This is a genomic window from Janthinobacterium sp. PC23-8, from assembly GCF_002250505.1.
Taxonomy (GTDB): Bacteria; Pseudomonadota; Gammaproteobacteria; order Burkholderiales; family Burkholderiaceae_D; genus Janthinobacterium.
In genome coordinates this window covers 3,209,584-3,219,397 of record NZ_NJGY01000001.1, presented here as the reverse complement: position 1 = coordinate 3,219,397, position 9,814 = coordinate 3,209,584, and the positions used below count along the sequence as shown (strand labels likewise).

At 64.3% G+C, this 9,814-nt stretch carries 11 protein-coding genes; 8 read left to right on the top strand and 3 right to left on the bottom strand.

The genetic code is table 11. The annotated features are described in order from the left end of the window. Window positions 1-151: 151 nt before the first annotated feature. A complete protein-coding gene (locus CD932_RS13855; protein ID WP_094443133.1) occupies window positions 152-928 on the bottom strand; it encodes an enoyl-CoA hydratase in 777 nt (258 codons plus the stop codon). A 200-nt stretch (window positions 929-1,128) separates the two neighbouring features. Here CD932_RS13855 and CD932_RS13850 point away from each other — a divergent pair, with 200 nt between their 5' ends. Then, a complete protein-coding gene (locus tag CD932_RS13850) occupies window positions 1,129-1,566 on the top strand; it encodes a universal stress protein (RefSeq protein WP_094443132.1) in 438 nt (145 codons plus the stop codon). Between the two features lies 1 nt (window position 1,567). Here CD932_RS13850 and CD932_RS13845 read toward each other — a convergent pair whose 3' ends face one another. After that, the gene (locus CD932_RS13845; RefSeq protein ID WP_094443131.1) at window positions 1,568-2,806 is read right to left on the bottom strand and encodes a murein transglycosylase A; all 1,239 of its coding nucleotides are present in this window, start codon (window positions 2,804-2,806) and stop codon (window positions 1,568-1,570) included. 10 nt (window positions 2,807-2,816) lie between these two features. Here CD932_RS13845 and CD932_RS28835 point away from each other — a divergent pair, with 10 nt between their 5' ends. Continuing rightward, window positions 2,817-2,963, top strand: coding sequence for a hypothetical protein (locus tag CD932_RS28835; RefSeq protein ID WP_176460953.1), 147 nt, complete (start codon window positions 2,817-2,819; stop codon window positions 2,961-2,963). Between the two features lie 10 nt (window positions 2,964-2,973). Here CD932_RS28835 and apaG read toward each other — a convergent pair whose 3' ends face one another. After that, window positions 2,974-3,348 (bottom strand): Co2+/Mg2+ efflux protein ApaG, encoded by a 375-nt coding sequence (apaG, locus tag CD932_RS13840; RefSeq protein WP_094443130.1) that lies wholly within the window; start codon window positions 3,346-3,348, stop codon window positions 2,974-2,976. Window positions 3,349-3,497: 149 nt separating this feature from the next. Here apaG and rpe point away from each other — a divergent pair, with 149 nt between their 5' ends. From rpe to CD932_RS28830, 6 genes are all read left to right on the top strand, one after another. After that, window positions 3,498-4,172, top strand: a complete 675-nt coding sequence (gene rpe, locus CD932_RS13835; RefSeq protein WP_094443129.1) for a ribulose-phosphate 3-epimerase — start codon at window positions 3,498-3,500, stop codon at window positions 4,170-4,172. After that, a complete protein-coding gene (locus tag CD932_RS13830; RefSeq protein ID WP_094443128.1) occupies window positions 4,172-4,906 on the top strand; it encodes a phosphoglycolate phosphatase in 735 nt (244 codons plus the stop codon). Before rpe ends, CD932_RS13830 begins: the two co-directional genes overlap by 1 nt. A gap of 217 nt (window positions 4,907-5,123) precedes the next feature. After that, window positions 5,124-6,620, top strand: a complete 1,497-nt coding sequence (gene trpE / locus CD932_RS13825; protein WP_094443127.1) for an anthranilate synthase component I — start codon at window positions 5,124-5,126, stop codon at window positions 6,618-6,620. 75 nt (window positions 6,621-6,695) lie between these two features. Next, window positions 6,696-8,039: a sensor histidine kinase KdpD gene (locus CD932_RS13820; RefSeq protein WP_254926579.1), complete on the top strand. Its 1,344-nt coding sequence runs from the start codon at window positions 6,696-6,698 to the stop codon at window positions 8,037-8,039. Then, window positions 8,030-9,397, top strand: coding sequence for a sigma-54 dependent transcriptional regulator (locus CD932_RS13815; protein ID WP_094443125.1), 1,368 nt, complete (start codon window positions 8,030-8,032; stop codon window positions 9,395-9,397). Before CD932_RS13820 ends, CD932_RS13815 begins: the two co-directional genes overlap by 10 nt. Window positions 9,398-9,577: 180 nt before the next feature. After that, window positions 9,578-9,814: hypothetical protein (locus CD932_RS28830; RefSeq protein ID WP_217907262.1), on the top strand; the 237-nt coding region annotated here is incomplete at its 3' end.

Below are 9,814 nucleotides of genomic sequence, written 5' to 3'. Positions count from 1 at the left end.
TTCGCGCTATCGACAAAGCGTTGTGTTTGTCAGCTGCGAAGAAGGAAGAGTATGAAGCGTTTTCAGCATTTCGTCAACCTTCTTTTTCACCCCGCTTTTACTGCGCAACACCTTGTTTTGTGTGCGTCGTTTTGCGAGGAGGCGAATCATATCAAAGACCATCGAAGTTTGGCAAGCGCTTTTCCAAAAATGCGTGCATGCCCTCTTTCTGCGCCGGGGTGCCAAACGCCGCCTGGAACAGCCGGCGCTCATAGGCGACGCCATCAGTGAGCGTGGTTTCAAACGCGCGGTTGACGCAATCCTTGATCATCATGGCAACCGAAGTCGGCATGGCGGCGATGGTTTTCGCGGCGGCCAGGGTTTCTTCCAGCAATTTGTCAGCCGGCACCACGCGCGACACCAGGCCGATACGTTCTGCCTCCAGAGCATCGATGGTGCGCGCCGTCAGCAGCAAGTCCATGGCCTTGGCCTTGCCGATGGCGCGTGGCAGCCGCTGCGTGCCGCCCGCGCCTGGGGTAACGCCGACTTTGATTTCCGGCTGGCCGAATTTGGCGCTGTCGGCGGCAATCAAAAAGTCGCACATCATGGCCAGTTCACAACCGCCGCCCAGCGCATAGCCGGCCACCGCCCCCACCACCGGTTTGCGCACGCGCAGGATATGCTCCCAGTTGCGGCTGATATAGCCTTGGGTAAAGGTGTCAGGATAGGTGTAGTCGGCCATGGCGGCGATATCGGCGCCGGCGGCGAACGCTTTTTCACTGCCGGTCAGCACGATGCAGCCGATGTTGTCGTCGGCATCGAACTTGAGCAACGCGTCGCCCAGTTCGTTCATCATGCGGTCGCTCAGGGCATTCAGGGCCTTGGGGCGGTTCAGGCGTATCAGCGCGACTTTGTCCTGGATGTCGATGATCAGGTCTTCATATTGCATGGGTGTCTCCTCTCGATAAACGGTACTGACGATTGTAGCGGCTAAAACGAGGCGTGCGCAGCCGAAGCAGAAAACGGATATACAGTGGGATGTACCGAGCATCGAATGACTTGTGGACACCAAGTGGGATCAGCTTGATATGCATCAAAGATTTTCCCAGGGTATATCCATAAGCTGCAACTATTTCCAAGGAGCACATTATGTTCAAGACGATACTTTTTCCTACCGACGGTTCCCCCTTGTCCGACCAGGCCGCCAATACCGCCATCGCGTTTGCGCAACTGAACCAGGCCAAGCTGGTCGCCGTCAGCGTGGTGCAGCCGTTTCCGTTTTCGCCGATGGCCGATGGCGGCATCGTGCTCGACGCCAGCCTGTACGAGCAGCAGATGAATGAGTCAGCGCAGCGCGCGCTCGATAAAATCGGCGAGGCCGCGCGCGCCGCCAATGTACCGTTCGAAGGCGTGCTGGCCCTGTCACCGAGCCCACACGAAGAAATCGTCAATACAGCGCAAGCCCATCAGTGCGACATCATCCTGATGGCCTCGCATGGCCGCAAGGGTCTCAACAAACTGTTCGTGGGCAGCGAAACGCAGAAAGTGCTGGCACACACCCACTTGCCAGTGATGGTGCTGAGATAACTCAGGGGGCCGGGACCGGCACCGGGACCGGGACCGGGTCCGGGAACTGCTTCGGCAGCAGCACCCACACCATGCCGCTCTGCTTCATGCGGCCGGCATGCTCGGCCGCTTCGTTGCCAAAGCCAAAGAAGTAATCGACCCGGATCGCGCCGCGGATGGCGCCGCCCGTGTCCTGCGCCATCACCATGCGTTGCATCGGGATATCACTATTGGCTAGCGTGGTCGACAGGAACACGGGCGCGCCCAGCGGCAAAAAGCGCGAGTCGACGGCCACCGAACGCTGTGGCGTCAGTGGCACGCCCAGCGCGCCTTTCGGCCCCACTTTCGGGTCGGGCAGGCGCTCTTCCTTGAAGAAAACATAGCTGGGATTGGCGTTGAACAGCTCATCCTTGCGCGTCGGATGCCCGGCGATCCAGGCCTTGATGCCCTGCGCCGACGCCTGGCTCATGGTCAGTTCGCCCTTGTCGACCAGGTAGCGGCCGATCGACTGGTACGGGTGGCCATTCTGGTCGGCGTAGGCTACGCGCACGGTTTCCTGGGTGTCCGTCAGCTGGACCCTGCCGCTGCCCTGTACTTGCAGGAAGAAAGCCTCCACTTCATCGTCGACCCACATCAGCTCCTTGCCCGTGACGGACGTGGCGCGCTCGATCTCGGCGCGCGTGGCATACGGCACCACCTTCTTGCCGACCAGCTTGCCGCGCAGGCGCAGGTTTTTCAGCTCCGGATACACGCTGGCCAGATCCACCGTCACCAGGTCGTCGGGCACCTTGTACAACGGCGTCTGGTAAGGGCCGCCGCGTTTGCGCGCGCCATGCAGCAGCGGTTCGTAATAGCCTGTCACCAGGCCGGCATGGCTGCCATCGGCGGCGACCACCTGGTTCGGCACGAAAAACGCTTCGAAGAACTGGCGGATCGCCTGGTCGCTGTCGGCATTGACCTGGCGCGCAATCGTGCACGACTCTTTCCAGTCGGGCCGCTTGACCAGCACGCCGCACGAGGCCATGAAGGCGGGCCAGGCGGCGCGCACGTCGTCACGCTCCCAACCTGGCAAGGCGGCAAAGCTGACGGGCGTGAAGGTGGGCGCCTGCGCATCCCTGGCGTCGGGTGCCGCCGGCCTGGCCGGCACGGGATGGGCCACGGGCATAGGCTTGGCCGGCGGCGGTGGTACCGTCGTGGTACATGCGGCTAAAACCAGCGCGACGGCGGCGCTTGAAACGAGTAGACTGAGGCGTGATGACATAGGAGAGCGTATGTGGATCTTGGTATTGGAAGCGATGGTGGCGTTCTTCCTGCTGGCGTTTATCGTCTGGTGGACCATGTACTCGGGCAAGAAGCCCACGCCGCCGACGCAGAAACAGGTGGGCCTGGAACAGGACACCACCGAAAAACTCAAGTAAGCGCTGCAGTTCAGTGCAGCGTGCGCGGCAGCGACAACACGAACTCGGGAATCTGCGCTTCGAATTGATGGCCGTCCTCGGCCACGCAGAAGTATTCGCCCAGCATCGAGCCTTGCGGCGTGGCCAGCACGGTACCGCTCGTGTATTCGAACTGCTCGCCCGGCTGCAGCAGCGGCTGGTGGCCAACGGCGCCCAGGCCGCGCACTTCTTCGACCTTGTTGTTGGCGTCCGTGATGACCCAATGGCGCGAAATGAGCTGCGCGCCGGCCGTGCCCGTGTTAACCACGCGAATCGTGTAGCTGAACACATGGCGGCCCTGCTCGGGCGCCGATTGCTCGGGCAGATACTGTGTCCTGACCGTTACCGTAAATTCATAAGTCGCCATCGTCGTCCTTGTCTGGTTCCTGAGGTGTCGCGCCACAGCCTCGCCGGCTGCGGCACGAGCGGGTATTGTGTGTTTCAAAAGGGCATGGCGGCGGCGTCAAGCGTAAAATAGCGCAACTTTGCATCTTTCACCCTCTGGCCCTGCTCACCATGACTACATTTCGCATCGCTCCCAGCATCCTGTCCGCCGACTTCGCCCGCCTGGGCGAGGAAGTGCGCAACGTCGTTGCCGCCGGCGCCGACATCATCCACTTCGACGTGATGGATAACCATTATGTGCCGAACCTGACCATCGGACCGCTGGTGTGCGAAGCCATCCGTCCACATGTGCAAGTGCCCATCGATGTGCACCTGATGGTCAAGCCTGTCGATCGCATTATCCCGGATTTCGCCAAAGCCGGTGCGAACATCATCACCTTCCACCCGGAAGCGTCGGAACACCTGGACCGCTCGCTGCAGCTGATCCGCGACAACGGCTGCAAGGCCGGCCTGGTCTTCAACCCCGGCACGCCCCTGCACTACCTGGAACATGTGATGGACAAGATCGACATCATCCTGATCATGTCGGTCAATCCCGGTTTCGGCGGCCAGTCCTTCATTGCGCAGTCCTTGAAAAAAATCGCCGAAGCGCGCCGCATGATCGATGCATCGGGCCGCGACATCATGCTTGAAGTCGACGGTGGCATCAAGATCGACAATATCGCTGCCGCCGCCGCCGCCGGCGCCGACACCTTTGTCGCCGGTTCGGCCATTTTTGGCAAGCCTGACTACAAGGCCGTGATCGACGCCATGCGCGCCGAGCTGGCAACCGTGGCGGGCAAATAATGGGCGCGGACACGGTGCAGCATCAAGTGCTGGCCGGCGTGCGCGCCGCCATTATCGACCTCGATGGCACGATGCTCGATACCGTGCCCGATTTCCATGTCGCCATCAACGCCATGCGCGCCGAGCTCAAGCTGGCGAGCATCAGCGCCGAGGCCATCTCGCTGATGATCGGCAAGGGTTCGGAAAACCTGATCCGCACGGTGCTGGCGCTCGATTTTGACCCTGCCGGCGTGGAACAGCGTTTTGACCAGGCGATGGATGGCTACCAGCGCCACTACCTGGCCATCAATGGCCAGTACAGCACCCTGTACCCGGACGTCGAGGCGGGCCTGGCGGCGATGAAGGCGGCGGGCCTGCGCCTGGCCTGCGTGACCAACAAGCCGATTGCCTTTGCCCTGCCCCTGCTCAAACAAAAAAACCTCGACCGGTACTTTGAGATCGTCTATGGCGGCGACTCGCTGGCCAGGAAAAAACCGGACCCGCTGCCAATGCTGCAGGTGTGCCGGGATTTCGACCTGGCGCCGGCCAAAGTGGTGGCCATCGGCGACTCATCGAACGACGCGCAGGCGGCCCGCGCTGCGGGTTGCCCGGTGCTGACAGTCCCCTATGGCTACAACCACGGACACTCTATACACGATACTGATTCCGATGGTATAGTAAATACGCTACTCGACGCGGCGCTTCTCATACGCGATACGCGCGCAAACCTGACCCTACCCCACACCTTATCGTGAACACGTTTCTCATCAAAAAACACAACGTCACCGAAACCGGCTCGATTGAGGCCTGGCTCTGGCGACGCTGGCAATCCTGGCAGGCCTGAGGGCCAAGCCGTCACTGATTGCTGCCGTGTGCCTCCACGCATGCGGCAGGTTTTTTGATAACTCACCGCAAGCTACGGTGTGCTCAACGCACACTGCACACTGTTATGCTGGCGGCATGGAGAGACACATGACCGAACTCGAATTCAAATCGCTGGCCCAGCAAGGCTACAACCGCATCCCCCTGATCGCCGAAGCTTTCGCCGACCTGGAAACCCCGCTCACCCTGTACCTGAAACTGGCGCAGACCCAGCACGGCGGCAAGAATACCTTTCTGCTCGAATCGGTGGTCGGCGGCGAACGCTTCGGCCGCTATTCCTTTATCGGCCTGCCCGCCACCACGGTGCTGCGCACCTTTGGCAACCGCACCGAGATCGTGAAAAATGGCGCGGTGATCGAGGAACACGAAGGCAATCCGCTCGACTTCATCGAACAGTACCAGTCGCGTTTCAAGGTCGCCCTGCGCCCCGGCATGCCGCGTTTTTGCGGCGGCCTGGCCGGCTACTTCGGCTACGACACGGTGCGCCATATCGAGAAAAAACTGGCCGGCGGCGCGCCGAAGGATGACCTGGGCCTGCCCGACATCGCGCTGATGGTGACCGAAGAACTGGCCGTGATCGACAACCTGTCCGGCAAATTGTATTTGATCGTCTACGCCGACACCAGCCAGCCCGAGTCGTTTTCCAAAGCGCGCCAGCGCCTGAAGGACCTGCGCATGATGTTGCGCCGTGGTGTCGATGCCCCCGTCACCAGCAGTTCGGTGCGCACCGAAACCATCCGCGATTTTTCCAAGGAAGACTACCTGAAGGCCGTCGCCAGGGCCCACGAATACGTGATGGCCGGCGACCTGATGCAGGTGCAGATCGGCCAGCGCATCCGCAAGCCCTATGTCGATTCGCCGCTGACCCTGTACCGTGCGCTGCGTTCGCTGAACCCGTCGCCGTATATGTACTTCTATAACTTCGGCGACATGCAGATCATCGGCGCCTCGCCCGAGATCCTGGTGCGCAACGAAACCACGCCGGACGGCGGCAAGAAAGTGACGCTGCGCCCGATTGCCGGCACCCGTCCGCGCGGCGCCACGCCCGAGCGCGACGCCGAACTATCCGCCGAACTGCTGGCCGACCCGAAAGAGATCGCCGAACACGTGATGCTGATCGACCTGGCGCGCAACGATATCGGCCGCATCGCCACCACCGGCAGCGTGCAGGTCACCGACCGCATGGTGATCGAAAAATACTCGCATGTGCAGCACATCGTCTCGAACGTCGAAGGCACTTTGAAGGAGGGCCTGTCGAACCTCGACGTGCTGCGCGCCACCTTCCCGGCCGGCACCCTGACGGGCGCGCCGAAAGTGCGCGCCATGGAAGTGATCGACGAACTGGAAATCACCAAGCGCGGCATCTATGGCGGCGCCTGCGGCTACCTGTCGTTTGGCGGCGAAATGGACGTGGCGATCGCGATTCGTACCGGCGTGATCAAGGATGGCATGCTGTACGTGCAGGCGGCCGCCGGCATCGTGGCCGACTCGGTCGCCGAAATGGAATGGCAGGAAACGGAAAACAAGGCGCGTGCGGTCTTGCGCGCGGCCGAACAGGTGCAAGATGGCCTGGACGGCGAATTCTGACGCCAGTCCCGGGCGCTGAACCTGTCCGCGCCGTGACCACCTGTGTCTGAACCTACACCGTCCAGGAAATAGCACGTGGCGCTGAACGCAATGTTGAAACGCGACCTGCTGTGGTCATGGGCCGCCATCGCGGCGATGGTGGCGCTGCTGATCTGGCTGCTGTTGCAACTGGGGCGGCAGGGGGCGGACGCGCAGATCGTTGCGGCGCGCACGCGGGCCGGCGCCCTCTGCCAGATCATGCGCGCCGGCAGCGGCAAGATGGCGCTCGGCGACACCAATGGCGCCATCGGCGCGGCGGTCGAACGGGCCGTGGTCGACATGGCCCTGCGCGAGGACGCCGGTGTCGAAGGCGGCCTGTGGACCGAGGAGCGCGGCGTGTTTGCCTATGCCTTCCCCACGTATGACGGCAGCGGCGTGAAAGACGACGCGCCGGCGGCCGAACTGCCGCGCATCACGACGCTGGCGCGGCGCACCCTGGCGGTCGGCGCCGGCGTCGACGAAGTGCGGCCCGGCCTGCGCGAAGCGGTGGTCTACACCGCCTGCCCCGTCGCCACCGGCATGGCCGGCTGGACCATGACAAGGGTCGCCACCATCGCCGACAGCGCACTCAATCATTTGATCCTGGCCGTCAGCCTGCTGCTCGGCTCCCTCGTCATGGCCGGCGCCTGGTTCGCCTTCTTGCTGATGCGCTGGGGCCGCGAGGCGCAGCGCCTGTCCGAATTGCTGGTGGCCAGCGAACGCATGGCAGCCCTGGGCGGCCTGGCCGCCGGCCTGGCCCATGAAATTCGCAACCCCCTCGGCACTATCCGCATGAAGGCCGAAAACGCGCTGGCCGCGCCGCCGGCCAAGCGCCAGGCCCGCACCGAGGCCGCGTTGCAAACCACCCTGGGCCAGGTGCAGCGCCTGGAAACGCTGGTATCGAGCCTGCTCGCGCTGACCCAGTCGTTTCATCCCCGGCGCGCCCCGGTGGCGCTGGCTGGCTGGCTGGAGCAATGCCGGCTCACGCACGCCGAAGCCGCCGCCGAGATGGCAGTCACCATCACGCTGGACGTTGAAGCGGGACTGGACCAGGCCACGCGCGACATCGCCCTGTTCGATGCCGCCCATATGGAGCGTGTGATCGACAACCTGCTGCTCAACGCGCTGACCCATGCGCGCGCCGGCGGCCCTGGCCATATCGTGCTGGGCGCGGCGCGCGGCGATGCTTGCCTGCGGCTGTGGGTCAGCGACGACGGCAGCGGCGTGCCGCCCCCCTTGCGCGCGACCCTGTTCGATCCGCTGGTGACAGGCAGGGCCGGCGGCACGGGCCTGGGCCTGGCCGTGGTGCGCGAAGTGGTGCAGGCGCACGGCGGCAGCGTGGCGCTCGATCCCGCGCATACTCACGGAACCCGCATCGTGCTGGAGCTGCCATGGCCATGATCCTGATCGTCGACGACGACACCGCTTTTCGCGATACCCTGGCCGAGGCGCTGGACGACCTGGGTTACCAGGTCAGCCAGGCCGCCAGTTGCGAGGCCGGCTTGCGGCGCCTGGAAGCGGGCGGCATCGACCTGGCCATCGTCGACCTGCGCCTGCCCGGCGACGACGGCCTGGCCTTCTTGCGCGCGGCGCCCACGCTGGCGCCGGGCGTGCCGTGCATCATGCTGACTGCCTATGCGGTCGGCTCGAACACCATCGAGGCCATGCGCCTGGGCGCGTTCGACCATCTCACCAAGCCGATCGGCCGCGACACCCTGGCGCAGACCCTGGCGCGCGCGCTGCGCGCCCAGGAGCACGACAATGTCGAGGCAGCTACAGGCGCCGATACCAGCCAGGCCGGCGAACAGATGCTCAGCAACAGCGAAGTGATGCGCGCCATCTTCAAGCGCATCGGCCTGGTGGCCGACAGCGACAATTCGGTGCTGGTGCTGGGCGAGACCGGCACCGGCAAGGAACTGGTGGCGCAGGCGCTGCACGCCAACAGCGCCAGGACCGCCGGTCCTTTTGTCGCCGTCAACTGCGCGGCGATTCCGGCCGACCTGCTCGAGAGCGAATTGTTCGGCCATGTCAAAGGCGCGTTTTCCGGCGCTACGGCCGACCGCGCCGGACGCTTTCGCGAAGCCGATGGCGGCACCCTGTTCCTCGACGAAATCGGCGACATGGCGCTGCCGACCCAGGCCAAGATCCTGCGCGTGCTGCAGGAACGGCAAGTCACGCCGCTGGGCGCCCGCCATGCGCTGCCGGTCGACCTGCGCATTATCGCCGCCACCCACCGCGACCTGGAAGCGGAGGTGGCGGCCGGCACATTTCGCGCCGATCTGTGGTACCGCCTGCAGGTGATCACCATCAATCTGCCGCCGCTGCGCGAGCGCCCGGACGATATCGACCTGCTGGCCGCACACTTCCTGCGGCAGGGCGCCAGCGGCCGCGCGAAGCGGCTGTCTGGCGCCGCGCTGGCCGCGCTGCGCGCGCACGCATGGCCGGGCAATGTGCGCGAACTGCGCAACACCATGCAGCGCGCCATTGCGCTGAGCGAAGGCGAGCTGATCGAAACGAGCCACCTGGGCCTGCATGCCACGCCTGTCGCGCAAGCGGGGGCGGGGGCGGGAATTGCCACCGCGCCGGTGGACGATATCGACTGGGACGGCACGCTCGACGCCGCCGTTGCGCGGCTCGAGTCGGTGATGCTGTTGCGCGCCCTGGAAGCCTGCGCCGGCAATCGCAGCCAGGCCGCGCGCCGGCTGGGCCTGTCGCGCCAGCAGCTGTACCGCAAACTGGCGCAGCACGGACTGGAATAAGGCGCGCCAGCTGCACACCGAACGGACAGTTGTCCGTCTCAGTGACAGCACACTGTCACCAGGACGGACACTCCATGCCGCCCAAGCCGCACAGGCAAGGACAATAGCGGCCTGTGGCGCTGGCACGCAATCTGCATAGTCATGACTACCACCCTTTCAATCCGAACCAAGGAGTTAGCCATGACCGTACTCAAACCTTGCATGATGGTGCTTGCATTTGCCCTGTCGACCCTGTCCGCCAGCGCCTTCCCGGCGACCGTGCCGGTGCGCCCGCTCACCCTGGCACAAGCCGAGCCGGCGCCTCCGCCGCCACCACCGGCAGACCGTGCGCTGCCGCCACCACCGGCGCCTGGTGCGGACGCCCCCCCACCACCACCGCCGCCGGCACGCCAGCCACGGGCACCGCGCCCACCGGCG

What these genes read in the sequence shown, in the direction of transcription:
- CD932_RS13855 (WP_094443133.1), bottom strand. Translation starts at nt 928, where the DNA reads ATGCAATATGAAGACCTGATCATCGACATCCAGGACAAAGTCGCGCTG.
- CD932_RS13850 (WP_094443132.1), top strand. Translation starts at nt 1,129, where the DNA reads ATGTTCAAGACGATACTTTTTCCTACCGACGGTTCCCCCTTGTCCGAC.
- CD932_RS13845 (WP_094443131.1), bottom strand. Translation starts at nt 2,806, where the DNA reads ATGTCATCACGCCTCAGTCTACTCGTTTCAAGCGCCGCCGTCGCGCTG.
- CD932_RS28835 (WP_176460953.1), top strand. Translation starts at nt 2,817, where the DNA reads ATGTGGATCTTGGTATTGGAAGCGATGGTGGCGTTCTTCCTGCTGGCG.
- apaG (WP_094443130.1), bottom strand. Translation starts at nt 3,348, where the DNA reads ATGGCGACTTATGAATTTACGGTAACGGTCAGGACACAGTATCTGCCC.
- rpe (WP_094443129.1), top strand. Translation starts at nt 3,498, where the DNA reads ATGACTACATTTCGCATCGCTCCCAGCATCCTGTCCGCCGACTTCGCC.
- CD932_RS13830 (WP_094443128.1), top strand. Translation starts at nt 4,172, where the DNA reads ATGGGCGCGGACACGGTGCAGCATCAAGTGCTGGCCGGCGTGCGCGCC.
- trpE (WP_094443127.1), top strand. Translation starts at nt 5,124, where the DNA reads ATGACCGAACTCGAATTCAAATCGCTGGCCCAGCAAGGCTACAACCGC.
- CD932_RS13815 (WP_094443125.1), top strand. Translation starts at nt 8,030, where the DNA reads ATGGCCATGATCCTGATCGTCGACGACGACACCGCTTTTCGCGATACC.